The sequence below is a fragment of the Streptomyces sp. NPDC006365 genome, assembly GCF_042870755.1.
In the GTDB taxonomy this organism is placed as follows: domain Bacteria; phylum Actinomycetota; class Actinomycetes; order Streptomycetales; family Streptomycetaceae; genus Streptomyces; species Streptomyces xiangluensis.
This window is the reverse complement of the sequence record NZ_JBIAHS010000021.1, coordinates 1-25,931: the sequence shown is the minus strand read 5'-3', so window position 1 is coordinate 25,931 and position 25,931 is coordinate 1. Positions and strand designations below refer to the sequence as shown.

Annotated in this window: 22 protein-coding genes; 11 read left to right on the top strand and 11 right to left on the bottom strand. The window is 69.4% G+C overall.

Going from position 1 to position 25,931, the window contains the following annotated elements:
* Positions 1–8: 8 nt before the first annotated feature.
* Together ACFYO0_RS38290 and ACFYO0_RS38285 are read right to left on the bottom strand one after the other, a co-directional pair.
* A complete protein-coding gene (locus tag ACFYO0_RS38290) occupies positions 9–1,394 on the bottom strand; it encodes a class II fumarate hydratase (protein WP_388685692.1) in 1,386 nt (461 codons plus the stop codon).
* A gap of 612 nt (positions 1,395–2,006) precedes the next feature.
* Entirely contained in the window at positions 2,007–3,698 is a 1,692-nt protein-coding gene (locus ACFYO0_RS38285) for a fumarate hydratase (RefSeq protein WP_388685689.1), read from the bottom strand.
* Between the two features lie 202 nt (positions 3,699–3,900).
* Between ACFYO0_RS38285 and ACFYO0_RS38280 the strand changes: the two genes are divergently transcribed.
* Together ACFYO0_RS38280 and ACFYO0_RS38275 are read left to right on the top strand one after the other, a co-directional pair.
* Positions 3,901–4,617 carry a DUF1707 domain-containing protein gene (locus ACFYO0_RS38280; protein WP_388685687.1) on the top strand — a complete coding sequence of 239 codons (717 nt, stop codon included), beginning with the start codon at positions 3,901–3,903 and terminating at the stop codon, positions 4,615–4,617.
* A 184-nt stretch (positions 4,618–4,801) separates the two neighbouring features.
* Positions 4,802–5,182, top strand: a complete 381-nt coding sequence (locus ACFYO0_RS38275) for a WhiB family transcriptional regulator (protein WP_388685685.1) — start codon at positions 4,802–4,804, stop codon at positions 5,180–5,182.
* A gap of 80 nt (positions 5,183–5,262) precedes the next feature.
* On the opposite strand, the gene glpX is transcribed toward ACFYO0_RS38275, so the two are convergent.
* Positions 5,263–6,294 (bottom strand): class II fructose-bisphosphatase, encoded by a 1,032-nt coding sequence (gene glpX / locus ACFYO0_RS38270; RefSeq protein ID WP_388685682.1) that lies wholly within the window; start codon positions 6,292–6,294, stop codon positions 5,263–5,265.
* Between the two features lie 125 nt (positions 6,295–6,419).
* Here glpX and ACFYO0_RS38265 point away from each other — a divergent pair, with 125 nt between their 5' ends.
* The gene (locus ACFYO0_RS38265) at positions 6,420–6,938 is read left to right on the top strand and encodes a DUF4245 domain-containing protein (protein ID WP_388685679.1); all 519 of its coding nucleotides are present in this window, start codon (positions 6,420–6,422) and stop codon (positions 6,936–6,938) included.
* A gap of 27 nt (positions 6,939–6,965) precedes the next feature.
* On the opposite strand, the gene ACFYO0_RS38260 is transcribed toward ACFYO0_RS38265, so the two are convergent.
* Both ACFYO0_RS38260 and xseA read right to left on the bottom strand, forming a co-directional pair.
* Positions 6,966–7,223 (bottom strand): exodeoxyribonuclease VII small subunit, encoded by a 258-nt coding sequence (locus ACFYO0_RS38260; protein WP_388685676.1) that lies wholly within the window; start codon positions 7,221–7,223, stop codon positions 6,966–6,968.
* Positions 7,224–7,354: 131 nt separating this feature from the next.
* On the bottom strand, positions 7,355–8,563 hold the full coding sequence (gene xseA / locus ACFYO0_RS38255) for an exodeoxyribonuclease VII large subunit (RefSeq protein WP_388685675.1): 1,209 nt from the start codon (positions 8,561–8,563) through the stop codon (positions 7,355–7,357).
* Positions 8,564–8,906: 343 nt separating this feature from the next.
* Here xseA and ACFYO0_RS38250 point away from each other — a divergent pair, with 343 nt between their 5' ends.
* Entirely contained in the window at positions 8,907–9,911 is a 1,005-nt protein-coding gene (locus ACFYO0_RS38250) for a 4-hydroxy-3-methylbut-2-enyl diphosphate reductase (protein WP_388685672.1), read from the top strand.
* Positions 9,912–9,964: 53 nt separating this feature from the next.
* Positions 9,965–10,711 carry a polyphosphate--glucose phosphotransferase gene (gene ppgK, locus ACFYO0_RS38245; protein ID WP_388685670.1) on the top strand — a complete coding sequence of 249 codons (747 nt, stop codon included), beginning with the start codon at positions 9,965–9,967 and terminating at the stop codon, positions 10,709–10,711.
* A gap of 140 nt (positions 10,712–10,851) precedes the next feature.
* Here the strand turns inward: ppgK and ACFYO0_RS38240 are convergent, their stop codons facing one another.
* Positions 10,852–11,352 carry a DUF6542 domain-containing protein gene (locus ACFYO0_RS38240; RefSeq protein WP_388685667.1) on the bottom strand — a complete coding sequence of 167 codons (501 nt, stop codon included), beginning with the start codon at positions 11,350–11,352 and terminating at the stop codon, positions 10,852–10,854.
* Between the two features lie 334 nt (positions 11,353–11,686).
* Here ACFYO0_RS38240 and ychF point away from each other — a divergent pair, with 334 nt between their 5' ends.
* Complete coding sequence (ychF, locus tag ACFYO0_RS38235; RefSeq protein WP_386342358.1) at positions 11,687–12,775, top strand: redox-regulated ATPase YchF; 1,089 nt, start codon at positions 11,687–11,689, stop codon at positions 12,773–12,775.
* A 400-nt stretch (positions 12,776–13,175) separates the two neighbouring features.
* Here ychF and ACFYO0_RS38230 read toward each other — a convergent pair whose 3' ends face one another.
* Together ACFYO0_RS38230 and ACFYO0_RS38225 are read right to left on the bottom strand one after the other, a co-directional pair.
* Positions 13,176–13,820 carry a TetR/AcrR family transcriptional regulator gene (locus tag ACFYO0_RS38230; protein WP_388685663.1) on the bottom strand — a complete coding sequence of 215 codons (645 nt, stop codon included), beginning with the start codon at positions 13,818–13,820 and terminating at the stop codon, positions 13,176–13,178.
* 109 nt (positions 13,821–13,929) lie between these two features.
* On the bottom strand, positions 13,930–14,334 hold the full coding sequence (locus ACFYO0_RS38225; protein WP_388685660.1) for a PaaI family thioesterase: 405 nt from the start codon (positions 14,332–14,334) through the stop codon (positions 13,930–13,932).
* 263 nt (positions 14,335–14,597) lie between these two features.
* On the opposite strand from ACFYO0_RS38225, the gene ACFYO0_RS38220 reads away from it, so the two are divergent.
* Positions 14,598–15,485, top strand: coding sequence for a universal stress protein (locus ACFYO0_RS38220; protein WP_388685981.1), 888 nt, complete (start codon positions 14,598–14,600; stop codon positions 15,483–15,485).
* Here ACFYO0_RS38220 and ACFYO0_RS38215 read toward each other — a convergent pair.
* Together ACFYO0_RS38215 and ACFYO0_RS38210 are read right to left on the bottom strand one after the other, a co-directional pair.
* Positions 15,415–16,674, bottom strand: a complete 1,260-nt coding sequence (locus ACFYO0_RS38215; protein ID WP_388685658.1) for a cation:proton antiporter — start codon at positions 16,672–16,674, stop codon at positions 15,415–15,417. The two genes, ACFYO0_RS38220 and ACFYO0_RS38215, sit on opposite strands and share 71 nt — an antisense overlap.
* 3 nt (positions 16,675–16,677) lie before the next feature.
* On the bottom strand, positions 16,678–17,178 hold the full coding sequence (locus ACFYO0_RS38210) for a cation:proton antiporter regulatory subunit (RefSeq protein ID WP_388685656.1): 501 nt from the start codon (positions 17,176–17,178) through the stop codon (positions 16,678–16,680).
* Positions 17,179–17,437: 259 nt separating this feature from the next.
* On the opposite strand from ACFYO0_RS38210, the gene ACFYO0_RS38205 reads away from it, so the two are divergent.
* From ACFYO0_RS38205 to ACFYO0_RS38190, 4 genes are all read left to right on the top strand, one after another.
* Positions 17,438–18,319 (top strand): universal stress protein, encoded by an 882-nt coding sequence (locus ACFYO0_RS38205; protein WP_388685653.1) that lies wholly within the window; start codon positions 17,438–17,440, stop codon positions 18,317–18,319.
* Between the two features lie 2 nt (positions 18,320–18,321).
* Complete coding sequence (locus ACFYO0_RS38200; RefSeq protein WP_388685652.1) at positions 18,322–21,042, top strand: cation-translocating P-type ATPase; 2,721 nt, start codon at positions 18,322–18,324, stop codon at positions 21,040–21,042.
* A gap of 325 nt (positions 21,043–21,367) precedes the next feature.
* Positions 21,368–21,814, top strand: a complete 447-nt coding sequence (locus tag ACFYO0_RS38195; RefSeq protein WP_388685650.1) for an SRPBCC family protein — start codon at positions 21,368–21,370, stop codon at positions 21,812–21,814.
* A gap of 967 nt (positions 21,815–22,781) precedes the next feature.
* A complete protein-coding gene (locus ACFYO0_RS38190) occupies positions 22,782–25,214 on the top strand; it encodes a galactose oxidase-like domain-containing protein (RefSeq protein ID WP_388685647.1) in 2,433 nt (810 codons plus the stop codon).
* A 318-nt stretch (positions 25,215–25,532) separates the two neighbouring features.
* On the opposite strand, the gene ACFYO0_RS38185 is transcribed toward ACFYO0_RS38190, so the two are convergent.
* Positions 25,533–25,931, bottom strand: a 399-nt coding sequence (locus tag ACFYO0_RS38185) for a DNA-directed RNA polymerase subunit alpha C-terminal domain-containing protein (protein ID WP_388685644.1), incomplete at its 5' end; no start/stop codon positions are given.

Below are 25,931 nucleotides of genomic sequence, written 5' to 3'. Positions count from 1 at the left end.
TCAGGACGTTACGGGCGCGTCATCCCCAGGACATCCAACGCCTCGTCCAGCTGCTCCAGCGTGAGATCGCCGCGGTCGACGTACCCGGACTCCAGGACGACCTGGCGGATCGTCTTGCGCTCGGCCAGCGACTTTTTGGCCACCTTCGCGGCCTCCTCGTAGCCGATGTACTTGTTGAGCGGCGTCACCACGGACGGCGACGATTCGGCGTACTCACGGGCCCGTTCGCGGTTAGCGGTGATCCCGTCCACCGTCCGGTCGGCGAGCAGCCGGGAGACGTTCGCAAGGAGGCGTACGGACTCCAGGACGTTCTTCGCGATGACCGGAAGCATCACATTGAGCTCGAAGTTCCCGGCCGCGCCCGCCGCGGCGACGGTGGCGTCGTTTCCGGTCACCTGCGCGGCGACCATGAGAACGGCCTCGGGAATGACCGGATTCACCTTGCCCGGCATGATCGACGAACCGGGCTGGAGGTCGGGGAGGCTGATCTCGGCGAGTCCGGTCCGGGGGCCCGAGGCCATCCAGCGCAGATCATTCGCGATCTTGGTCAGCCCGACCGCGATCGTCCGCAACTGTCCGCTCGTCTCGACGATCCCGTCCCGCGCGCCCTGCGCCTCGAAGTGGTTGCGCGCCTCGGTGAGCGGCAGTCCCGTCGTCCGCGCCACCTCGGCGATCACGGCGGCGGAGAACCCGGGCGGGGTGTTGATGCCGGTGCCCACGGCCGTTCCGCCCAGGGGCAGTTCGGCGAGCCGGGGGAGCGAGGCGCTGAGCCGCTCGATGCCGTACCGGACCTGGGCCGCGTACCCGCCGAACTCCTGGCCCAGTGTCACGGGCGTAGCGTCCATCAGATGCGTACGCCCCGACTTCACGGCGTCGGCGAACTCCTCGGCCTTCCGCTCCAGCGAAGCGGCCAGGTGCTCCAGGGCGGGGACGAGGTCGCGGGTCACGGCGGCGGTGGCGGCGATGTGGATGGAGGAGGGGAAGACGTCGTTCGACGACTGCGAGGCGTTCACATGGTCATTGGGGTGTACGTCCCTGCCGAGCCGTTCGCTTGCGAGGGTGGCGACGACCTCGTTGGTGTTCATGTTGGAGGAGGTGCCGGACCCTGTCTGGAAGACGTCCACGGGGAAGTGCTCGTCCCACTTGCCGTCCGCGACCTCGCCGGCCGCGTCCTGGATGGCCTCCGCGACGTCCTTGTCGAGCACGCCCAGCTCGGCGTTCACCTTGGCGGCGGCGGCCTTGATCCGGGCGAGGGCTTCGATGTGCGCGCGCTCGATGTGCTGGCCGGAGATGGGGAAGTTCTCCACTGCGCGCTGGGTCTGGGCCCGCCACTTGGCGTCCGCGGGGACGCGGACTTCGCCCATGGAGTCGTGCTCGATGCGGTAGTCGGTCATGCGGGGTATAGCGCCCCCGCCGCCCCTGCCCATTCCCGTCCCCTGAGGGCTCCGCCCCTTCGACCCCGCCAGGGTCTCTGCCCCCGACCCACTCGGGGCTGTGCCCCGGACTTCGTTTCAGGGCTGCGCCTCAGACCCCTTCGGGGCTGCATCCCGGGACTTCGTTTCAGGGCTGCGCCCCATACCCACTCGGGGCTGCGCCCCAGACCCACTCGGGGCTGCGCCCCAGACTCCGTTTCAGGGCTGCACCCGGAGTCCCTCGGGGCTGCGCCCCCTGGCCCCGTTCGGGGCTCCGCCCTGGACCCCGTTTCGGGGGGCAGCCCCCGGACCCCGCTCCTCAGTCTCTCCCCCAGCTACCGCTGGGAGGTGCCCCCAAGAGGCTGTTTTGCCCGGGCCGAGGCTGAATTCCGCCGCTGGGATTCCACCGCCCAGGCGGACCCGTGCAGCCCAGCCCCGCACCAACCAGCCCGTCCGGCGCTTGAGGACGAGGCCGTTCAGGCCGATGGGGGTCCGGGGGCGCAGCCCCAGCGGGGTGCAGGGGCGCAGCCCCTGGCGGGGTCCGGGGCCTGGCCCCGGGATGGGACGGGTAGGGGCGGCGGGGGCGAGAAAGGCCTAGCCCAGCCCCGGCCCCCGCACCGGGATCGTCGTGAACGTCGGTGCGGGCGCCGGATCCTTGAAGAAGTCGTTGCCCTTGTCGTCGACCACGATGAACGCCGGGAAGTCCTCGACCTCGATCTTCCAGACCGCCTCCATGCCGAGCTCCTCGTACTCGACGACCTCGACCTTCTTGATGCAGTCCTGGGCGAGCCGGGCCGCAGGCCCGCCGATCGAGCCGAGGTAGAAGCCGCCGTGGGCCCCGCACGCATCGGTGACCTGCTGCGAACGGTTCCCCTTCGCCAGCATCACCTTGGACCCGCCCGCCGCCTGGAACTGCTCCACATAGGAGTCCATCCGGCCGGCGGTCGTCGGACCGAACGATCCGGACGCGTACCCCTCCGGGGTCTTCGCCGGGCCCGCGTAGTACACGGGGTGATCCTTCAGGTACTGCGGCATCTCCTCACCCGCGTCCAGCCGCTCCTTGATCTTGGCGTGCGCGATGTCGCGCGCCACGACGAGCGGACCGGTGAGCGAGAGCCGGGTCTTCACCGGGTACTTGGTGAGTTCCGCGAGGATCTCGTCCATCGGCCGATTGAGGTCGATCTTGACGACGTTGCCCTCTTCGGAGAGGTGCTCGTCCGTCGTCTCAGGCAGGAAGCGCGCCGGGTCCGTCTCCAGCTGCTCCAGGAAGACGCCCTCCGCCGTGATCTTCGCGGTGGCCTGACGGTCGGCCGAACAGGAGACGGCGATCGCCACCGGACAGGACGCACCGTGCCGAGGGAGGCGGACCACGCGTACGTCATGGCAGAAGTACTTGCCACCGAACTGCGCCCCGATCCCGATCCGCTGCGTCAGCTCGAAGACCTTCTGCTCCAGCTCCTTGTCCCGGAAGCCATGGCCGAGCGGCGAGCCCTCCGCCGGGATCTCGTCCAGGTAGTGCGCGGAGGCGTACTTCGCGGTCTTCAGGGCGTACTCGGCGCTCGTTCCGCCGACGACTATGGCGAGGTGGTACGGGGGACAAGCGGCCGTACCCAGCGAACGGATCTTCTCCTCCAGGAACTTCATCATGGAGGCCTCGTTCAGGACGGCCTTCGTCTCCTGGTAGAGGAACGACTTGTTGGCGCTTCCGCCGCCCTTCGCCATGAACAGGAACTTGTAGGCGCCGCCGTCCGTCGCGTACAGCTCGATCTGGGCGGGGAGGTTGGAGCCGGTGTTCTTCTCCTCCCACATGGTGAGCGGGGCCATCTGCGAGTAGCGCAGGTTCAGCTTGGTGTACGCGTCGTAGATGCCTCGGGACAGCGCCTTCTCGTCCTCACCTTCGGTGAGGACGTTCTGTCCGCGCTTGCCCATCACGATCGCCGTACCGGTGTCCTGGCACATGGGCAGAACGCCCGCGGCGGCGATGTTCGCGTTCTTCAGGAGGTCCAGCGCCACGAACTTGTCGTTCGACGACGCCTCCGGGTCGTCGATGATGCGGCGCAGCTGTGCGAGGTGCGCCGGACGCAGGTAGTGCTGAATGTCATGGATCGCCTCTTCGGCGAGCTTGCGCAGCGCCTGAGGCTCGACCTTGAGGAATGTGCGCCCGTCGGCCTCGAAGGTGGAGACACCTTCCGAGGTCACCAGCCGGTACGGGGTGGTGTCCTCCCCCTGGGGGAGCAGATCGGTGTGGACGAACGCAGGGCGGGCTGGGGGGGAAGCATGCGACATGTCGCCCATTCCTCACTAGTCAAAGGCAGCGGCTGGCCTCCGTTGGCAGCGCCCACCAGCGTAGGACGCGGTCGAAGGGCGGGGCTTGTGAGGTAAGGCTCAGTTGGAGTGCCGGACCGACCTTCGGTGGTTTTCCAGGCGGTTTTCCACAGGCCGCCTCAAGGGGTAGTCGCGATCTATCGCGTTTGGGTACGCTGCTGTCGTGGACCTTCAAAAGAGCCCCGCAGGCGACGCGGGAACGCCCGAGCGGCAGCCCCCGGCACCGACCGACTTGCGCGCCTCCGACGCCGACCGTGACCGCACCGCCGACATACTGCGCGACGCCCTCGGCGAGGGGCGTCTCACCGCGGAGGAGCACGCCGAGCGGGTCGAGGAGGTCTTCCGCGCCAAGACCGTCGGCGAACTCGAACCGCTCGTCCGCGACCTCCCCGGTGAGCACCGGACGGGGGCGACGCGCGCCTACCAGCCGCCGCCCAACCTCCCCACTCCGGGCGAGGTGCCCCCGGTCGCCGACGAGAACGTGGTGGCGGTGCTCAGCTCCGCGACCCGCAGGGGCCGTTGGCGAATGGGCCGCCGCACGCATGCGTACGCCATTTTCGGCAGCATCGAGATAGACCTCAGTGAGGCGATCTTCGAACACCGGCAGGTCGTCATCAAGGCCGTCTCGGTCTTCGGCAGTGTGGAGATTCGCGTTCCGGAGAACGTCTCGCTGCGGGGTAACGGCGGCGGTGTTCTCGGCAGTTTCGAGGTGCGCACGCTGGATTCGGGCGAGCCTGACGCACCCGTGGTTTATGTGGACGGACTTGCCCTATTGGGAAGCATTGAGGCAAAACCCAAGCGCGGCAAGGTGGTTGAGGACCTTCTGGACCGGCTCGGCGACCGGGTGAACGACAAGTTGCGCAAACACCTGGGTCATTGACGGTCGCGAATTCGAGGGCAACCCGGCGGCACTTCGGCGGTAAGCGGAGCGATCTGATCCGCTCATAACCGCTCGGACCTGCGAAGAACTCCCGTGCTTCGGAACTCAGTGCATAGGCGCGCGCACAGCGGGTAGGCCTTGTCGCATCGTCGCTCGCTCCCGAAGCCGTCGTCAGGAGTAGACCGTGCTGCATCCGCCGCATCAGTCCCTGCAGGTCGCTGCCGTTCCGCCCCAGGGGGTTCCGGTGCGAGAGAGGGACCAGGACGCCCCGTGGCATACGGAGGCCGTGTGCCGCCGCGACGAGGCCGGGCTGTTCTTCGCACCCTCAAAAGAGCCCACGGCGGCCCGGTTGTCCCGCGAGGACGCGGCGAAGCGGGTCTGCGCACGCTGCCCGGTGATGGTCCAGTGCCGCGAACACGCACTGCTGCAACCCGAGCCGTACGGAGTATGGGGCGGCCTCACCGCCGCCGAGCGCCGCGTGGTCCTGGCCCGACGCCGCCGCCGCGACCTCGAACTCAAGAAGGCGACTCGCTCCACGGCGGGGCAGATAGCGGCGGCTGGATAGTCCGGCACGACAATGGGGCGCCCCTCCGCACAAGGGGGCGCCCCATTGACGTACGTACGACCTTCACGTACGTAAGACTTCTACTTCGCCCGGTCGAAGTCGATCGTGCTGTAAGCGCGCAGCTTGCTCAGCCGGTGCTCGGAGCTGATCTGGCGGACGGTGCCAGACTTGGAGCGCATGACGATCGAGTCGGTCGTCGCCGTCTCGGCGCGGTAGCGCACGCCGCGCAGCAGCTCGCCGTCGGTGATGCCGGTCGCGACGAAGAAGACGTTCTCGCCTGAGACCAGGTCGTCGGTGAACAGGACGCGGTCGAGATCGTGGCCCGCGTCGACGGCCCGCTGCCTCTCTTCGTCGTCCTTGGGCCAGAGCTTTCCCTGGATGGTGCCGCCCAGGCACTTGACCGCACACGCCGAGATGATGCCCTCCGGCGTTCCGCCGATGCCCAGCAGCAGATCGATGCCGGTGCCCTCGCGCAGGGCGAGGATCGAGCCCGCGACATCGCCGTCGGAGATCAGCTTGATGCGTGCGCCGGTCTCCCGGATCTCCTTGATGATGCCGTCGTGCCGTGGCCGGTCGAGGATGACGACGGTGACGTCTTCGGGCGTGGACCGCTTGGCCTTGGCGACCCGGCGGATGTTCACGGACACCGGGGAGTTGATGTCGACGAAGTCGGCGGCCTCGGGGCCGGTGACCAGCTTGTCCATGTAGAAGACGGCGGACGGGTCGAACATGGTGCCGCGGTCGGCGGCGGCCAGCACGGCGATCGCGTTCGTCATGCCCTTCGCGGTCAGCGTGGTGCCGTCGATCGGGTCGACGGCGATATCGCACTCGGGGCCGGTCCCGTCACCGACGCGCTCCCCGTTGAACAGCATCGGGGCCTCGTCCTTCTCGCCCTCCCCGATGACGACGACGCCGTTCATCGAGACGGTGGAGACGAGGGTGCGCATGGCGCGTACGGCGGCTCCGTCGGCGCCGTTCTTGTCACCGCGGCCGACCCAGCGGCCAGCGGCCATCGCGGCGGCTTCGGTGACCCGGACGAGTTCCAGGGCGAGGTTGCGGTCGGGGGCCTCGGACGGGACCTCGAGTTCGGAAGGCAAGTGATGCTCGGTCATCGGAGCGCACCTTTCTGATACGACGACGGCCGGATGAGGGTGTGGCTGACTCTATCCTCAGTCCGACAAAATGAGCAGGGGCCCCCACGGATGAGCAGACCAGTACACCTGCGACGATGAAGGGCGTGGCAGGTATGAAAGGCAAGCAGTCGGTCCGGGACATGGTGCTCTCCCTGGGCCTGATCGGAATCGTCGCGGGAGTCATCTACGTCTTCATTCCCCATGACGAGTCCGAGCCTCCGCTCAAGCGGGTGGACTATCGCGTGGAGCTCCTCACGGCACGCCGCGCGGCCACCTATCCCGTGGCGGCCCCCGAGGGCCTGTCCAAGGAGTGGAAGGCGACGTCGGTGCGGTTCGAGGGCGACAACTTCGACGCCTGGCACCTCGGCTTCCACGATCCCGACGGTGAGTACGTGGCGGTCGAGCAGTCCACTCAGAAGCCCTCGACGTTCATCGAGGAGGCCGGCCAGGGCGCCGAGGAGACGGACGTCACCCAGCGCATCGGCGAGCGGACCTGGACGCGGTACGAGGGCCAGAAGTACGACGCGCTCGTCCTGCGGGAGAAGGGCTCCACGACCGTGGTGACGGGCACGGCGTCGTTCGGGCAGCTGACGAAGCTGGCCGAGGCGCTGAAGATGTCCTGAGGGGTTGCGCGAAACATCTCCCGGGGGTTACTCGGAGTCGTCGCCCGATTCCTCGGCCGCATCGGCGGCCGACGACTCCGCCTCCTCTTCGGCCAGCGCCGCGTCCAGCCGCTTGCGCGCCCCGTCCAGCCAGTGGCGGCACACCTTGGCGAGTTCCTCGCCGCGCTCCCAGAGTGCCAGGGACTCCTCGAGCGTCGTGCCGCCCGCCTCCAGGCGGCGTACGACCTCGATCAGCTCGTCCCGCGCCTGCTCGTACCCGAGCGCCTCGTCCACTTTGCTGGTCATGCGCCCACCTTATGCATCCACTCGAACTGTGCTGTGCTTCCTGGGGAAACGCGGCACCCTACAGCGGCTCCGCCGCAGGCCGGACCCCCGGCCGGACCGTGGGCGGGCCCATGCTGTTCAGGCGGCGCTGTTCAGTCGGCCCGGATCACCGTGAACTCACCCTCGGCCACCCGCGCCCGCAGCCGCTCCTCGGCCGTCACCTCGTCCGGGGCGCGGACCACGTGGCCGTCGGCCTTCTGCAGGACCGCATAGCCGCGCCGGAGGGTCGCGGCGGGGGAGAGGCCCACCACGCGCGCGTGCGTGTGCGACAGCTCCGAATCGGCACGGTCGAGGAGGTGCCCGAGGCAGCGCCGGGCGCGGTCGAGCAGTGCGGAAACCTGGTCCTCGCGCTCGTCGATCATTCGGTGCGGGTCCTCTATCGAGGGCCGGGCCAGCGCGTGCGCAAGCCCGCGCTCCTCCCGCTCGATGAAGGACAGGACGCTGCGCCGGGCCCGGTCCTGAAGGAACCGCACCCGCTCGTACTCCTCGCCGACGTCCGGCACGACCTTCTTGGCCGCGTCGGTGGGCGTGGACGCGCGCAGGTCGGCCGCATAGTCGAGCAGCGGGTTGTCCGGCTCGTGCCCGATAGCCGAGACCACGGGCGTACGGCAGGACACGACGGCCCGTACGAGCTGCTCGTCCGAGAACGGGAGCAGGTCCTCCACGCTGCCGCCGCCGCGCGCCACGATGATCACGTCCACGTCGTCGAGCGCGTCCAGCTCCTTCACGGCCTGGATGACCTGGGGCACCGCGTGCACGCCCTGCACGGCGACGTTGCGCACCTCGAAGCGGACGGCGGGCCAGCGGTGCCGTGCGTTCTCCAGCACGTCCCGCTCGGCGGCGGAGGCCCGCCCGCAGACGAGGCCGATGAGCTGCGGGAGGAAGGGCAGCGCCTTCTTGCGCTCGGGCGCGAACAGGCCCTCGCTCGCCAGGGCCTTCTTCAACTGCTCCAGGCGGGCGAGCAGTTCGCCCACACCCACCGGCTTTATCTCGGCGGCCCGGAGGGAGAGCTGGCCCCTGGGCGCGTACCACTCCGGCTTCGCGTGGACCACCACGCGCGCGCCCTCGCTCACCACGTCGGCCACCGCGTCGAACACCTGCCGATAGCAGGTGACGCTCACGGAAATGTCGTACGACGGATCGCGCAAGGTCATGAAGACCACGCCCGCGCCCGGCCGCCGCGACAACTGGGTGATCTGCCCCTCGACCCATACGGCACCGAGCCGGTCGATCCACCCCCCGATGAGCCGCGACACCTCACCGACGGGCAGCGGGGCGTCCGCGGACGTGTTCACAGCCATGCGCTCGAGAGTAACGGCCGGGTCCGACAATGCGGGGTGCCTCCGGCGGTCGAGCGGGGCGCCTGCGGGTTCGTCGGGGGTCGGGGCCGCGGACGGCGGTGTCCGTCCTCGGGCCGGTTCGCGAGCGGTCGGCTGGTAGAGGTTGCTCGTGCTGGCGCGCCGGCCGCTGCGGGGACACCCACGCCCCGTCCCCTTCCCGCCGTGGGCGGCCACGGGTCCATGGGGGTACGCGTCCACGCTCTGGCAATGGGCCGGGTCGTACGCGGGCCGGGACGACGACCTTCGGTGCGCCGCGCCATCTGTCCACAGCGGCGATCTTCGGCCCGCCGGGCGCGCCCTTACGATGGTTGGCATGACTGCTTCGACTGGCCGCCGTGTCCTGCTTGCCGCCCCCCGGGGCTACTGCGCGGGTGTGGACCGCGCCGTGATCGCCGTCGAGAAGGCCCTGGAGCAGTACGGGGCCCCGATCTATGTCCGCCACGAGATCGTCCACAACAAGTACGTCGTGCAGACCCTGGAAAAGAAGGGTGCGATTTTCGTCGAGCAGACGGCGGAGGTCCCCGAGGGGGCGATCGTCATGTTCTCGGCGCACGGCGTCGCGCCCGTCGTCCACGAAGAGGCCGCCCAGGGCAAGCTCGCCACCATCGACGCGACCTGCCCGCTGGTCACCAAGGTCCACAAGGAAGCCGTCCGGTTCGCCCAGGAGGACTTCGACATCCTCCTGATCGGCCACGAGGGCCACGAGGAGGTCATCGGTACGTCCGGGGAGGCGCCCGAGCACATCACGCTCGTCGACGGCCCCGGGGATGTGGAGAACGTCGAGGTCCGCGACCCGTCCAAGGTCGTCTGGCTCTCCCAGACCACCCTGTCCGTGGACGAGACCATGGAGACGGTCGACGCCCTCAAGGAGAAGTTCCCGCAGCTCATCGCTCCGCCCAGCGACGACATCTGCTACGCCACGCAGAACCGTCAGCTCGCCGTGAAGCAGATGGGCGCCGAGGCCGACCTGGTCATCGTGGTCGGCTCGCGCAACTCCTCCAACTCCAAGCGGCTCGTGGAGGTCGCCAAGCTCGCGGGCGCGCGCGAGGCGTACCTCGTGGACTTCGCGGACGAGATCGACGAGGCCTGGCTGGAGGGCGTCACGACGGTCGGTGTGACGTCGGGTGCCTCCGTGCCGGAGGTGCTGGTCGAGCAGGTCCTGGAGTACCTCTCCACGCGCGGCTTCGAAAACGTCGAGATCGTCAAGGCCGCCGACGAGTCCATCACCTTCTCGCTCCCCAAGGAGCTGCGCCGCGATCTGCGCGCGGAGGCGGCGGCACTGGTGGAGGAGCGCACGGCCGAAAAGTAGCCGGAAGGTAAGGCCGAGAAGTGACTGTCCGTCGTACGTCGTAACGTGGGCCCATGCAGATCTTCGGCGTGGACATCGGTGGATCAGGGATCAAGGGCGCTCCCGTGGACCTGGACCGGGGCGACCTCGCGGCCGAGCGCCACAAGGTGCTCACCCCGCAGCCCTCGACTCCCGACGCGGTGGCCGACGGTGTGAAGGAGGTCGTCGGCCACTTCGGCTGGACGGGCCCGGTCGGGGTCACGTTCCCGGGTGTGGTCACCGGCGGCGCCACCATCCGTACGGCTGCCAATGTGGACAAGGGCTGGGTGGACGTCGACGCGCGCGTGCTGCTCAGCGAGCGGCTCGGCGGACTCCCGGTGACGATCCTGAACGACGCGGACGCGGCGGGTGTGGCCGAGATGCGGTTCGGCGCGGGCCGTGACCGTCAGGGCACGGTCATCGTCCTCACCTTCGGTACGGGCATAGGCAGCGCGCTCTTCATCGACGGCGTCCTCGTGCCGAACACGGAGCTGGGCCACCTCGAACTGCACGGCCACGACGCCGAGAAGCACGCCTCCACCAAGGCCAAGGACGACCATGAGCTGACCTGGGACCATTGGGCCCGGCGCGTCCAGAAGTATCTCGCCCATGTGGAAATGCTCTTCTCACCCGAGCTCTTCGTCATCGGGGGCGGCGTCAGCCGCAAGTCGCACAAGTTCCTGCCGCTGATCGAGGGCATCAAGGCGGAGATCGTTCCGGCGCAGCTGCAGAACAACGCGGGGATCGTGGGGGCGGCCATGCGGGCGGCGAAGGCGGGGTAGCGGCCGGGAGCCCCTGCGTCTCCTACGACGGTGGAGGCCCGTCTCGGACGATTCCGGAGTGGCTCGTACGAGGCGGCGGGCCGGCCGTGCTGTCGTAGGAGACGGGCCGTCGAGCCTCAGACTCCGGGGCGGATGGCTTCTCAGACCGTGCGGCGTCTCGGCTGAGCCTGCGCCCTGGCCTGGGCCGGGCGCCTTTTCTGGGCCGGAGGCCGAGGGGACTGGGCTGCCGCCCGGCGCTGTGCCGCCCGCCGGCTCATGAGGCGAACCTTGCGGACGGTCACGATGAGACCGGCGATCAGTGTGCCGCCGTACAGCCAGCCCGCGTGCATCGCCAGGGCGGTGAACAGCCCCATCAACCCGTCCCAGAACCCTCCTTCGCTGCCGGCGATGGGCAGCAGCCCGAAGGTGAACGCGATGGGCACGGCGACCGGCGCGGTGACCAGGTCGGCCCGGCGCACCCAGATCGCGGTGAGCGCGCAGACCGGCAGGAACAACACCCCGTAGACGACGAGGGACGATCCGAACAGCAGCCGGTCGAGAAGGGCGAGCGCGAACATCGTCGCGACGCAGAACAGACCGCTGCCGAGTCCGGTGAGCCGAGGGTTCGGCATCCTGCGTACGGCCAGTACCAGCGGGGACACGGGCAGCGGGCTCCGGGGAACGCCGGGCCGGCCCTGCTGGGGCGTACGGGCCCCGTTCCCTTGCAGGCCGCGCGCGGCCTGCAAGGGAACGGGTGGGCCGCTTCGCGGTCGCGACGGAGGCCGCGGCTGGGGCCTGGATTGAGGGGGACGCGTCCTGTGTTGGTCCACTGGTCCAACTTAGGTCGGTTTATGTGTGGAATGGCTGCCGGGACACGCGCTTTGATCGACATTGGCCATGCGTTCGATACGTCGCCGGTCCGGGGATCCGCACGCCGTAGACTGGTGGATCGGTCCGCCCGGGTCTCCTCCAACCTCAGTTACGGGAAGTCGCAACGTGTCGCTCACGATCGGAATCGTCGGTCTGCCGAATGTCGGCAAGTCGACCCTGTTCAACGCCCTGACCAAGAACGACGTACTGGCGGCCAACTACCCGTTCGCCACGATCGAGCCGAACGTCGGCGTGGTCGGTGTCCCCGACGCCCGGCTGACGAAACTGGCCGAGATCTTCGGTTCGCAGAAGATCCTCCCCGCCACCGTCGACTTCGTCGACATCGCGGGCATCGTGCGCGGCGCGAGCGAGGGCGAGGGACTGGGCAACAAGTTCCTGGCGAACATCCGTGAGTCCGACGCGATCTGCCAGGTCATCCGTGCCTTCAGGGACGAGGACGTCGTACACGTCGACGGCAAGATCTCGCCGAAAGACGACATCGAGACGATCAACACCGAGCTGATCCTCGCGGACCTGCAGACAATCGAGAAGGTCCTGCCGCGCCTGCAGAAGGAGTCGCGGATCAAGAAGGACGTCGCGCCGAAGGTGGCCGCGGTCGAGGCGGCCAAGGAGATCCTGGACGCCGGTCAGACTCTGTTCGCGGCGGGCATCAAGCAGGACTCGGACCAGGAAGCCCTGCTCCACGACCTGCACCTGCTGACCACCAAGCCGTTCCTGTACGTCTTCAATGTCGACGAGGACGAACTGACCGACGAGACCTTCAAGGCCGAGCAGCGCGCCCTGGTCGCCCCCGGCGAGGCGATCTTCCTCAACGCCAAGCTGGAGGCGGACCTCGCGGAACTCGACGAGGAGGACGCCCTGGAACTCCTCCAGTCCGTCGGCGCCGAAGAACCCGGCCTCGCCACACTCGCCCGAGTCGGTTTCAACACCCTCGGCCTCCAGACCTACCTCACGGCCGGCCCCAAGGAATCCCGCGCCTGGACCATCAAGAAGGGCGCCACAGCCCCCGAGGCCGCCGGCGTCATCCACACCGACTTCCAGAAGGGCTTCATCAAGGCGGAGATCATCTCCTTCGAGGACCTGGTGGAGATGGGCTCGGTCGCCGAGGCGCGCGCCAAGGGGAAGGCGCGTATGGAGGGCAAGGAGTATGTGATGCGGGATGGGGATGTGGTGGAGTTCCGCTTCAACGTTTAGTGGCCGCGCTGGCATGGATGCCGTGATTTAGCAAACATGCAGGTCAGATGGGGGTCGGCTTGATTCCGGGTCGGCCCCGTTGGCGTGCCCGCGGCTGGATCGGTGCTGGATAATCTGACGCTTCGTCACTTATCGTCGCCCGTCGTTCTCCGTACGCTGGCTGGATCGGCGCTGGATCCGGCGACGCGCAGCGTCGGGCCGCCGTTCTCGCCGTCGCCCACCAGGGCCGGGACCGAGTGTGCGCAGTACACCCGGAGGCCTGTTCAGCGGATCCGGTGCCGCAACGGGGTTCACCGTGCTCAAGCCGGAACTTCGGCTTCTTCTGCGCCCTGTTCCCCGGCCCTTTCCGTCGCCTCCTCACCGGCCAGTGATCCCAGTGGCGCGGCTTTGACCCCCTGGTTCAGCCCGACTGCATCACGCCGGCCATCGAGGGCCTGAACGTATGGGATGCAGTGAGAAGAGCGCCGTGGACGGCTGAGGACGCCGCCCGTCTGACATAGCGATCGCTGTCTGGAGGCCATACATCACGCTCTTGGTGAATCAGAAGAGAAACCGCCCCGTGCACGCTGGCACACAAAACTCTGGCGGTTTCGGTCTTACTCGTAACAGGTACCCCGGCATCAAGACAGGCTGCGACCTTGTCCCGGAAATAGCGGAAGCATGCATCTTCGTTCTGGCGGCTGGCTTCGGTGGCCTCACCGGCCATCACCAGTCGGTACTGGGAAGGATAACGAAGTCCAAATGTGATGTAGGCGACGCAGGTTTCATAGAGCGCCGTCACAGGATCCGAGATTTCCCGGGACACTGCTTCCAACTCGATGAACAGTGAGCTCCACACACGCAGGCACGTCGCATGGACGAGTTCCCTCTTCGAGGCGAAGTGGAGGTAGACGGCTGGCGGGCTGACTCCCGCACGTGTTGCTACTGCACGAATCGTAAGAGCGTCGGCGCCACCGTCTTCCAGCAGTTGGTCGGCGATGTCGAGAAGCTGGTTTCGGAGCAGACCGCCCTGGCCCTTGGCGGCGCGAACTCGGGAACCGGTCACAGATATGAGCCTTCGTGAGAGGGCGGCAATACGCAGATGCCGAAAATTTCCGAGCGGCCCCGAGGGGAGGGCGCCTCACCGTGATGTTTTGGCGGTGCGTGACCAAGCATCAAGATGCCTTCGGTTTGATGGTAGTGACCACTTGGGTTACCCGGGCGCATAGTTCGCCTTTGTCATCATGAACGTTGACCTCGACGACAGTGTTGCGCCCCAGGCGCAAAGGACGAGCTGTCGCAACGACGCTCGTGTGTGCGGGCCGAAGAAAATGCGTGCTCGACTCCAGGGTGGCTGGTGCGGCGCCGGCTGGACCGTTGAGGGCGGCGCAAACGGCAGCACACACATCGGCGAGCCCCATCAATGCCCCTCCGTGGAGGCCACCGCCCACCGTGGAAAGGGAGAGATCGTGCGCCAGCCTGGCTTGAACGCTGACTTCCGTGATCTCCTCGAACACGACTCCGAGCGTCTTGGCATACGGAGCGAGCGCGTAGACGTCTTCGGCTTCAAGTGTGAGCACAGGGCACTCCTGTCCTTGTTAGTGGCGATAACTTATCGCTGTTAACTCATGTCGTCAACCGGCCGCGAACCACGCCAGTCCGTGAGCGTGGCCGTTCGGACCAGCCATGTACGTCCGGCCCGTGATGTCCAGCGGCCGACGGGCCGGACAACCCTCACCGGACCGTTTGGCCCTGACCGTGGCCACTGGGCCCCATGACAACGAGGGTGTGTCCGGGGTGGGCTGGGAGGAGAGAGCCAAAGGGTCTGGACGTAGGAGGCATGATGAGTGGTCTGGTGGTCGTGGGCGTGGACGGGTCGGCGTCGGGTCTCGCCGCCGTGGAGGCGGCGGCACGGGAGGCGCAGGCGCGTGGAGCGGGGCTTCGGGTGGTGCACGCGTTCGTCTGGCCGGCCATGCATGTGGCCTTGGGCCCGTCGCCGCTGGGGCCGCCCGAGGGCGGGCTCCAGAAGATGGCCGACCGTCTGGTGGCCGAGGCAGTCGAGCGTGCCCGGGCGACGGCGCCGGAGATCGATGTCAGCCACGCGGTGGTGACCGGTGAACCCCTGACTGTCCTGGAGGCACAGTCACGTGTGGCTGAGCTGGTGGTGGTGGGATCCCGGGGCATGGGCGCGTTCGTCGGGCTGCTGATCGGGTCGACGGCGGTGCATCTGGCGGCGCACGGCCGGTGTCCGGTGCTGGTCGTGCGTGGGCAGCCGAGTGCGGAGGGCCCGGTCGTGCTGGGCGTCGACGGCTCGGCCGCGGGCGAGCGGGCGGTGGACTTCGCCTTCGCCGAGGCCGAGCTGCGGAAGGCGCCGCTGGTGGCGCTGCACGCCTGGACCACGTGGAACGCGCCGATGCCCGCGCCTCAGGACGCGTCCGCTCCGTACGCGAACCCGCCGGGCGCTCTCGCCGGGGAGGAGGAGTGCTTGGTGTCCGAGGCGCTCGCCGGCTACCGGGAGCGGTACCCGGATGTGGTGGTGGAGCACAGGGTGGTGCATGGCGGGACGCGGGAGGCGTTGGTCGATGCGAGCCGGTCCGCGCAGCTGGTTGTGGTCGGTGCCCGGGGGCGCGGCGGTTTCGCCGGGCTGTTGCTCGGTTCGGTCAGTCAGGCCGTGCTGCATCACGCCCATTGCCCGGTCGCGGTGGTGCGGGCAGCGGGCGCGCAGCACTGACCGTGTCCGGTGCGAGGCTCGTCGCCCTGTTCCGCCGTGCGGGCGGGCGGAAGGCCGTCGGCCGGGTGGGTGCGAGGCGGGTGACAATGGGGCCGCAGACCGCGAGGAGCATCACGTAGGTGGCGACCAGTGCCGCGAGGCGTCCCTGCGTGGGGGCGGCCAGGCCGATGATGACGACGGAGAACTCGCCGCGGGCGATGAGCGCGGTTCCGGCCCGCAGTCGGCCGCGGCGGCCCGCGCCGTCGCGGCGGGCGGCGTACCAGCCGGTGGCCAGCTTGGTGGCGGCCGTGATCACGGCCAGCGCCGCGGCGGCGGGCAGCATGGGCAGCAGATCGCCCGGATCGACGGACAGGCCGAGGGCCAGGAAGAACACCGCGGCGAACAGGTCGCGCAGCGGGCTGAGCACCGTTCTGGCCCGGTCGGCGGCGGCTCCGGTCAGCGTGAGTCCGATGAGGAAGGCGCCGACGGCGGCGGAGACGTGGATGATCTCGGCCAGCGCGGCGACGATCAGGGTGATGCCGAGGACCCGGAGCAGTACCTGCTCGGGATCGGGATGGGCCAGGATCCGGCCGACATGGTGGCCCCAGCGCCAGGACGCGGCTATGGCCGCGGTGACGGCCGTCATGGCCGCCGCGACGGCGAGCAGCGCCTGCCACCAGGTGCCTCCGGAGGCGACGACGGCGAGCAGAGGCAGGTAGGCGGCCATCACGAAGTCCTCGACCACCAGCACGGACAACACCGCCGGGGTCTCCCGGTTGCCCAGGCGGCGCAGGTCGCCGAGCAGGCGGGCGATGATGCCGGTGGAGGAGACGTAGGTGGCGCCGGCGAGCGCGAGGATGCCGCCCGCGTCCAGGCCGAGCAGCCAGCCGGCCACGGCGCCGGGGGCGGCGTTGAGGGCGAGATCGACGGCTGCGGAGGTGCGGTGGCGGCGGACGCTGGCGGTGAACTCGCGGACAGTGAAGTCCAGGCCGAGGACGAGCAGCAGGAGGATCACACCGATCGAGGCGCCGGTGTCGACGAAGTCACGGGCGGCCGGAACGGGGGCCAGGCCGCCGTCGCCCAGGGCCAGTCCGGCCACCAGGTACAGCGGCACGGGCGAGAGGGCGAAGCGCCGCGCGATCGTGCCGAGCAGGCTCAGCGCGGTCAGGATGATGCCCAGCTCCAGCAACAGGGCGATGGGTGTGTGCACCGGTCAGCCCTGGATGATGCGCTGGACGCCGTCGATGCCCTCGTGGGTGCCGATCACGACCAGGACGTCACCGGCCCGCAGGTTCTGTCCCGGCCCGGGTGAGGCGATCACGTCCTCGCCGCGGACGACGGCCACGATCGAGGCGCCGGTGCGGGTCCGGGCCCGGGTGTCGCCCAGGACACGTCCGACGAACGGGCTGCCCGGACCCACGGTGACCTGACCGGCGCTCAGGCCGGGCACCTCGCGGGTCAGGTCGGCGAACCGCTCCGCGATGCGCGGGGCGCCGAGGATCTCGGCGAGGGTGTCGGCCTCCTGACTGGTGAGCCGGACGACCGGCTGGGCCTCGTCCGGGTCGTCACCGGGATACACCACCAGCTCGAAGTCGCCCGAGCGCTGGGCGATGACTCCGATCCGGTCGCCCTCGTGGTTGACGAACTCGTACCGCAGTCCCACACCGGGCAGCAGCACCTCGTTGACGTCCATGTGGATCTCCCCGCCAGTCATGAATCGGATCTCCCGCGCGAACCCGTGATCCCGGCCCGCCGTGTCCAGGTCTTCGGCAGGCGCCGCGGGGTACTCAAGTTCCGTACCGCGGGTGGACGACCCGCTCGGTTGCGGCCAGTGTCCTGACCGCGCGGGGGTGCTCGGCAGGGCCGAGTGGCCCTTGGGGCGGCCTGATGGCCCCTAGGCGCAACGGGTGGCTGAGCCGAGGCTGGGAGCCGAAGGGCCGCGTGTCGGCGGCGTTGCGGGACGGGAGAACCCAGTGACTGATCCGGTGATCGTAGGGGTGGACGGCTCTGCCTCCAGTCTTGAGGCGGTCGACGTCGCGGCCCGTGAGGCGCACCTGCGTGGCTCCTCGCTGCGGATCGTGCACGCGTTCGGCATTGTGCCCGGACACCGGCCGGCCGGCGGGCTGCCGTGGAGCCCGGCCGACCACGGTCTGGAGCCGATGGCCCAGGGCGTACTGGCCCGCGCCGAGGAACGGGCGTACACAGCCGCGCCGGGTGTGGGGATCACCCGGTCGGTGGTGGCCGGGGAGGCACTCCAGGTACTGGAGATCGAGTCGCGGTCGGCATCGCTGGCCGTGGTCGGCAGCCGGGGCCTGAGCGGCTTTTCAGGGCTGCTGCTGGGCTCGACGGCGGTGCATCTGGCCGCTCACGGCCGGTGCCCGCTGATGGTGGTGCGCGGCCGTCCCGATCCGGACGGTGCGGTGGTGCTGGCCGTGGACGGCTCCGATGCCGGTGAGGTGGCGGTGGAGTTCGCGTTCGCCGAGGCGGCCCTGCGCGGGGCGCCGCTGGTGGCCCTGCACGTGTGGAACACCTGGAGCGAGCGCGCCTATGAAGGTCCCGGTGACCCCCTGAACGCCATGGTGGCGGACACCGACCAGCTCCGTGAGGCCGAGCAGCACCTGCTGGACGAGACGGTCACGGCCTGGCAGAAGGTCTTTCCCCAGGTCGAGGTGGAGCGGCGCCTGGTGCGTTCCCGGATCCGTCCGGCCCTGATCGACGCGAGTCGGGGGGCCCAGCTGGTGGTGGCCGGCGCCCGGGGACGCGGCGGCTTCACCGGCCTGCTGCTCGGCTCCGTAAGCCAGGCCCTGCTGCACCATGCCCACTGCCCCGTCACCGTCGTCCGCGGCAAGGAGTGACCGTGCCTCAGCAGGTCACGGCCGGGAACCACACCCTGCCGGTACAGACGCCTCCGCAGCCGGACGCCTACCGACGCGACGCCGCCGAAGTGGCGGACTTGCTCGCCGTGGTCCCGGCCATGGGCCTGGCCACGGCGGACGCCGAGCGGCGGGCCGCCGCCTGGGGAGCCAACGAACTGGCCGAACCGGCACGTCGGCCGCAGTGGCTGCGCCTGCTGGACCAGTTCCGCAGCTGGCTGATCGGCATCCTGCTCGCCGCCGCCGTCATCGCCGGAATCATCGGCGAGATCAAGGACGCCCTCGTCATCGCCGTCGTCCTGCTCATCAACGCCACCATCGGCTACCTGCAGGAACGCCGTGCCGAACGCAGCCTGGAAGCTCTACGCCAGATGCTGGTCCCCACCGCGCGCGTGCGCCGCGACGGTCAGGTGAGGGTGATCCCGGCCGGCACCCTGGTGCCCGGCGATGTCGTCCTCCTGGAAGCAGGCGACCGTGTCCCGGCCGATGGGCGCCTGGCCGTCGCCGAGTCGGTCGAGGCAGCCGAGGCGGCGCTGACCGGCGAGTCCCAGCCTGTCGCCAAGACGACCGCGCCCACCGCGGCCGACGGCGACGAGCCCGTGCCCGTCGCCGAGCGCGCCGGCATGCTCTTCATGAACACCGCGCTGACCCGCGGCCGCGCCGAGATGATCGTCACAGCGACCGGGATGCGCACCGAGGTCGGCGTGATCGCCGAGGCGCTGCGCACCGGCGCGGAACCGTCCAGCCCGCTGCAGGTCCAGATGGACAACCTGGGCCGACGCCTGGCCCTGGTCAGCGGCGTCACCGTGGCCGCCTACGCGCTCGTGGCTCTCCTGCGCGGCGAGGAACTCGCCGATCTCGCCCTGCGGGCGGTGGCCCTGGCGGTCGCCGCGATCCCCGAAGGGCTGCCCGCCGTTCTCGCGCTCACCCTGGCCCTGGGCGTCTACCGTATGGCCCGGCGCGGTGCCATCGTCAAGCGCCTGGCCTCCGTCGAGGCGCTCGGCTCCGCGACCGTGGTGTGCAGCGACAAGACCGGCACCCTGACCCTGAACGAGATGACGGCCCGCGCCCTGTGGGCCGCAGGACGCGGCTACGACGTGACCGGCGAAGGCTACGACACCACCGGCACTGTGCTCCCCGCAAACGGGGAGAGCGGCGTCGACTTGCACGAAGCGGTGCTCCCGTTCGCGCTGTGCAACGACGCCCGCCTCACTCCGGACGGCGTCATCGGAGACCCCACCGAGGCCGCCCTGATCGTGCTCGCCGACAAAGCCGGTCTCGACGCCGAACTGCGCACGCACATGACGCGTACGGGTGAGGTGCCCTTCGACCCGGCCGCCAAGTACATGGCCACCTTCCACGCTGACGCCGACGGCCGCGTCAGCGTCCACGCCAAGGGAGCCGTCGACGTCCTGCTGGACCGCTGCACCCATGTCCTGACCGAACACGGACCCGCGCCCCTGGACGCCGAGCGCCTCCGGGAAGTCACCGATGTCGCCGGGCGGATGGGCAGCCAGGGCCTGCGCGTCCTCGGCGCCGCCACCGCCACCACCGACGAGCCGCACCCGCAGGAGGTGACAGGGCTGACCTTGACCGCCGTCGCCGGGATCGCCGACCCGCCCCGGCCCCAGGCCCGCGACGCGGTCACCCTCGCTCAGGCCGCCGGCGTCACCGTCAAGATGATCACCGGGGACCATGCCGACACCGCTGCCGCCATCGCCCGCGAAACCGGCATCACCGGAGACGTCGTCTCCGGCCCCGAACTGGCCCGGATGAGCGACCAGGACCTCGCGGACCGCATCGACGACATCGGCGTCTTCGCCCGCGTCGCGCCCGAACACAAAGTGACCATCGTCCGCGCCCTCTCCGAGCGCGGCCACATCGTGGCCATGACCGGAGACGGCGTCAACGACGCCGCCGCCCTGCGCGCCGCCCACATCGGCGTCGCGATGGGCGTCACCGGCACCGACGTGGCCAAAGAAGCCGCCGACATGGTCCTGACCGACGACGACTTCTCCACCATCGTCCGAGCGGTCCGCGAAGGCCGCTCCATCTACGACAACATCATCACCTTCGTCCGCTTCCAACTGTCCACCAACATCGGCGCCATCCTCACCCTGATCGCCACCGTGCTGGCCGGACTGCCCGCCCCCATGTCCGCGATCCAGCTGCTGTGGGTCAACATCATCATGGACGGACCGCCCGCCATGGCCCTGGCCATCGACCCCCCGCGGGACAACGTGATGCAGCGTCCGCCCCGCCCACCCGGCGAACGCATCCTCAACGCACGCCGCCTGGCCGCCATCAGTCGCTCCGGCGCGGTCATGGCCACCGGCACCCTCGCCGTCTTCACCGGCGCCCGCCAGCTCACCGACACCGCGACCGCTGCCACCATGGCCTTCACCACGTTCGTCCTCTTCCAGCTCTGCAACGCGCTGGCCGTGCGCAATGAGGACGGCCCGGTCCTCGGCCGCCACCAGCTGCACAACCGCGCGCTGTGGAGCTGCCTGGCCGCCGTCCTGGCCCTCCAGGTCGTCGCCGTACAGGTGCCCGTGGCCCAGCGGGTTTTCGACACCGTCTCCCTCAGCCCGGCTCAGTGGGCGATCTGCCTCGCCACCGCCTCCACCGTGCTGCTGACCGAGCACGCCTGGCGCACCGCCCGCGCACGGTTCAGCCACCCGGCCGACGTGAAGCACGAGAACTGAGCCTGTGAGGCACCACGAATTCGCCGATTCGCGCGGCTCAGGAAGGTGACCGGGGGCTGGTGGCGTCGGCGGCCGGCGGCGTGCGTACGAGCACGGTCGTCCTGCTGTCGTCCTGCTGTCGTCCGGCGAGATCGACGAGGCGGTCCGTCAGAAGGTGGAGTACCGCGCCCCCGGCGCATGACGCCACCGCTGCCGGCCGCCGGAAACGGCCTGCGCCCGCGCCACTGATTGCCGTGTGGGCCCCGTCCGGTTGGTGGACTTGGTGGAGTTGGTGCGTCACCGGCACCGTGGGATCATGTGCATAACTGGATAAAAGGGGATTGAAATGTCTGCGATCAAAGAAAGCGTCGACATCTCTTGTCGCCCCGAAGAAGTCTTCTCCTATGTGACCGATCCCTCGCACCTCCCCGAGTGGCAGGAGAGCGCCGTGTCGGTACGCCCCGTGGGAGACGCTCCTCTGGCCGTGGGTTCGAGAGTCGTGGTGACCCGGCGGATCGGTCGCCGGGACATCCCGATGACCTCGGAGGTGACCGAGCTTGATCCGCCGAGAAGCTGGCGGATCGACGGCATCGACGGTCCCGTCCGAGGGCACGTGAAAGGAACGATCGAGCCGCTCGGCGACGGCGAACGGTCGCGCCTGACAATGTCCCTCGACTTCGAGGCGCATGGGATCGGCAAGGTGCTCGTTCCGCTCGTCGTCCGTCCGCAGGTGCGCAAGGAGATGCCGAGGGACGAGCAGACGCTGAAGAGACTGCTCGAGGGGAGTGTGTGAACCCTGCGTCGCTCTCTGGCTGCCGACCCGGCGTCGCTCCGAACGGGCGGGCGCCGGACGGGCTTGGGAAGCAACGGCTGGACGAGGATCCCGCGTTGCTCAAGTAGGCGCCGGTACCTGCGGCCGACCACCACAAGCTCATCTTGTGCGGCGGCCCCCCGTATGGCTTCGCAGGCGTGTCCGAGACTGATCGCACGGGCGACAGGGTGCAGGATCGCAACTCACTCCACGACTTGGGGACTGTGCCGGCCTCTGGCCGCCCTGTGCAGTCGAGAGCCTTCACCGACGGAATCGCCAGGCTGTGCGCTCGCCTGGCCACCAGCAAGCCGGATGTCCTGTGGATGCCGCTGCGGGGCAGGTGCTCCAGACCGCGCGGTCCCGCCCGCCGAACTCGTGAAGCACCTGTCAAGTCCAACTGGCCCCAGCCATACGGACTCTGACTGAATGGCTTCGCGTTCCGCCAGCCTCGCGGGCCCACGTGCAGGTGCCCCTCGCAGCGGGGGGTTCGACTGGCTTGAGCTGCCCACTTCACTGGTGAGCCGAGCGCCGAAAGGGATCGGCTCCCACCGCGGTGTCCCGGCGTCAGCGATCGACGTGGATCGCTCGGTCGAGGCCCACCTGACCCGGCCCGCCTGACCCGCGTCCATCGCAAACTGGGTGTCCGCTCCCGCACCGAACTCACCCGCACCTTGCTGTCCCACGGTTTGGTTCCTGCTCCACCCGGCTGAGCCGGCCCGTTTCCGGCTCCCCGGCACCAGGCGCCGCAGCCGACGCCCGAGATCGGCCGTCCGCGTCCTCTGGCCTGGACCGGAACGGGACTGATACGCCGGGTTCGAGGGTTTTCCCCGATGCGTCCGCCCGCCGTCCGCGGTTGCCTGTGCGGAAAGCCGGGGGATCCGGCTTTCCGCAACAGGAATCTGACCGACGGACTCCGGCTCCACTCGATCCGATCCGAAAGGGATGTGCGATGCCGAATGTGTTCCGGCCCGTGCCCGACTGGTTCTCCCATGAGAACCAGGGAGCCGGGGTCGCGGTGGCCGACCTCGACGGTGACGGCCGGCAGGACCTGCTCATGTTCATGGTCGACAACCCGCCGGGGCAGAACCGCGGGCTGTTCCGGATCGGCCGGGGTCTGTCCGCCGACGGGACCGTCATGGGCCCCTGGACGCCGTGGGCCGATGTCCCCGACTGGTTCTCCCACGAGAACCAGGGTGCCGGAGTCACCCTCGCAGACCTCGACTCCGACGGCAGCCAGGACCTGGTCGTCGCCATGGTGGACAGCGCAGTGGGGCAGAACCGCGGGCTGTTCCGGATCGGCCGGGGCCTGTCCGCCGACGGGACCGTCACTGGTGGCTGGACGCCGTGGACCGACATCCCCGACTGGTTCTCCTGGGAGAACCAGGGGGTGTCCGTCGCCGTGACGCCGCCGGACCCGCAGGGCGTCCGCGACCTGCTCGTGTTCATGATCGACAATGGGCCGCAGCAGAACCGGGGACTGTACCGGATCGGCCACGGACTCGGCGCGGACGGTGCCGTGACCGGCGGCTGGACGCCTTGGCAGGACGTCCCCGACTGGTTCTCGTGGGAGAACGCGGCCTGCGGCGTCGCGGTCGCCGACCTCGACCGAGACGGTGGCCGCGACCTGATCGTCTTCCATATCGACGACGCCCCCGATCAGAACCAAGCCTTCTACCGGATCGCCCGGGACCTCGGCCCGGACGGCCTGCCCGGCGGCGGGTGGGGAGAGTGGCGCGGCGTGCCGAACTGGTTCTCCTGGCAGAACCAGGGCGGCGGGATCGCGGTCGCGGAACTCGACGGGCGGCTGACGCTCATCGCGTCGATGGCCGACGCCCCGCCGCAGCAGAACCAGGGCCTGTACCAGGTGCTGGAGCTGGAACCGGACCCGGCGAGGGAGGGGCGCTGGGAGCTGTTGCCCTTCCGCTCGGGCGTCCTGGCGGTGCACGCCGCGCTGCTGCCAAAGGGCGACGTGCTGTTCTTCGCCGGTTCGGGCAGCAGCATGGTGCGGTTCGACAGCCCGCTCTTCGGCGACGAGGACGAGGGAGTCTTCACCAGCGTTGTCTGGGACCCGCCGGGCAACGCCTTCACTCACCCGGGGACCCTGCGTACGGCAGACGGCCGCCCCTTCGACATGTTCTGCGGCGGCGACGCCTTCCTCCCGGACGGCCGGATGCTGTCCGCAGGGGGCACGCTCGCCTACAACCCGTTCAAGGGCCGCAAGGACGTCGCGGTCTTCGACCCGACCAGCGGGAAGTGGTCGTTCGCAGCGCCGATGGCGCACGGGCGCTGGTATCCGACGCTGATCACGCTCGGTGACGGCACCGTGCTGGCCACGACCGGACTCGATGAGTCCGGCGCGGGTCACAATCAGACACTGGAAACCTACTCGCCTGCGACGGACAGCTGGCAGGTGACGGACCTGGAGCCCGGCTTCCCCGGGCTGCCGTTGTACGCCCACCTGTTTCTGATGGCCGACGGCCGGGTCTTCTTCTCCGGTGGGCGGATGGACGACCCGCTCGACGTCGAGCCCGGCATCCTCGACCTGGCTCACGACCCCGTTCAGGTGGTCGCGGTTCCGGACCTGCTCTTGCCCGACATGCGCAACCAGTCCGCCAGCGTGATCCTTCCCCCGGCCCAGGATCAGCGGGTGATGGTCATCGGCGGTGGTCCGGTCGGCAAGCCCGACCGGACGGACGCGACGGACGCCGTCAGCGTGGTCGACCTCACCGCCGACGAGCCCCGCTACACGGCGGCCGCGCCGCTGGGCCTGCCACGGCTGCACCTGAACGCCGTGCTGTTGCCGGACCGCACGGTCTTCGTCGGTGGCGGTTCGCTGAAGCAGGAGGACGAGCCGCTGGCCCGACACGAGGCGGAGATCTATGACCCCGCCTCGGACAGCTGGAGCCTGATGGCGGCCTCCACCGTGCCACGCCTGTACCACTCGACGGCTGTGCTGCTGCCGGACGGCCGGGTTGTCGCGGCGGGCGGCAACCCAGAGGGCGGCGAATCGGTGCCCTGGGAGCCGCCGGACAAGAACGAGGAGATGCGGCTGGAGGTATTCAGCCCGCCTTACCTCTTCCGAGGAGGGCGCCCGACCATCGGCTCGGTTCCCGAAGAGTGGCAGTACGGCGAGACGGTGACGGTGGCGACTCCGAACGCGGATGCCATCCGATGGGCCTCGCTGGTGCGGAACGGCGTCACGACGCACTCCTTCGACAGTAACCAGCGACTCGTCGACGTGAAGATCGCGCGACAGGGTGGTGGGACGCTTGACGTGCGAGTGACGGAGAATCGTGACATCGCGCCGCCGGGTTGGTACATGCTCTTCCTCGTCAACGAGGAGGGCGTGCCCTCCACGGCTGAGTGGGTGCATCTGAGCTGACGGCGGCAAGGGCGTACATGCCGTGGCCAAGCTGTTCGGACCAGTAAGTGTCCATGGCCCCTCGCGACGGCAGCCCCGGGCCGTTCCGCCGGTTCAAGCAGATGGCCGGCGTACGCGGGCCGGTCCATGCCGGCGTGCAAGGCCGGAAACCGGTGACCGTCGGCTGGCCGAGCGACGGGTCATACGTGAAGCGCCGGGGCTGCGCCGCTTTGCAGCCGGCCGCTTCGCCCGGGTTTATGCGCGGGCGCGGACCCGGCCGAGACCGCCGGGCGGGCAGGGAACAGTGTGGAGGTTCCCTGCCTCGGCGCGGCGCAGCGTTCAGTACTGCTCGGTCTCCACGAAACCCGCGTCCGTGTCGTTGTTCGCGCCGAAGGTGTCGGCAACGGCGGTGGGGTCGAATCCGGGCGGGCTGTCCTTGAGGCCCAGGCCCAGGCCGGCCAGCTTCGCCTTGACCTCGTCGATGGACTTCGCACCGAAGTTACGGATGTCCATAAGGTCGGCCTCGGAGCGCGCCAGGAGCTCGCCCACGGAGTGGACGCCCTCACGCTTCAGACAGTTGTACGAGCGGACGGTGAGCTCCAGCTCCTCGATCGGCAGCGCCAGGTCGGCGGCGAGGGCGGCGTCCGTGGGGGACGGGCCCATGTCGATGCCCTCGGCGTCGATGTTGAGCTCGCGGGCCAGACCGAACAGCTCCACCAGCGTCTTACCGGCGGACGC

Coding starts and splice junctions, on each gene's coding strand:
- ACFYO0_RS38290 (WP_388685692.1), bottom strand. CDS start 1,394: ATGACCGACTACCGCATCGAGCACGACTCCATGGGCGAAGTCCGCGTC.
- ACFYO0_RS38285 (WP_388685689.1), bottom strand. CDS start 3,698: ATGTCGCATGCTTCCCCCCCAGCCCGCCCTGCGTTCGTCCACACCGAT.
- glpX (WP_388685682.1), bottom strand. CDS start 6,294: ATGACCGAGCATCACTTGCCTTCCGAACTCGAGGTCCCGTCCGAGGCC.
- ACFYO0_RS38260 (WP_388685676.1), bottom strand. CDS start 7,223: ATGACCAGCAAAGTGGACGAGGCGCTCGGGTACGAGCAGGCGCGGGAC.
- xseA (WP_388685675.1), bottom strand. CDS start 8,563: ATGGCTGTGAACACGTCCGCGGACGCCCCGCTGCCCGTCGGTGAGGTG.
- ACFYO0_RS38250 (WP_388685672.1), top strand. CDS start 8,907: ATGGTTGGCATGACTGCTTCGACTGGCCGCCGTGTCCTGCTTGCCGCC.
- ppgK (WP_388685670.1), top strand. CDS start 9,965: ATGCAGATCTTCGGCGTGGACATCGGTGGATCAGGGATCAAGGGCGCT.
- ACFYO0_RS38220 (WP_388685981.1), top strand. CDS start 14,598: ATGAGTGGTCTGGTGGTCGTGGGCGTGGACGGGTCGGCGTCGGGTCTC.
- ACFYO0_RS38210 (WP_388685656.1), bottom strand. CDS start 17,178: ATGACTGGCGGGGAGATCCACATGGACGTCAACGAGGTGCTGCTGCCC.
- ACFYO0_RS38195 (WP_388685650.1), top strand. CDS start 21,368: ATGTCTGCGATCAAAGAAAGCGTCGACATCTCTTGTCGCCCCGAAGAA.
- ACFYO0_RS38190 (WP_388685647.1), top strand. CDS start 22,782: ATGCCGAATGTGTTCCGGCCCGTGCCCGACTGGTTCTCCCATGAGAAC.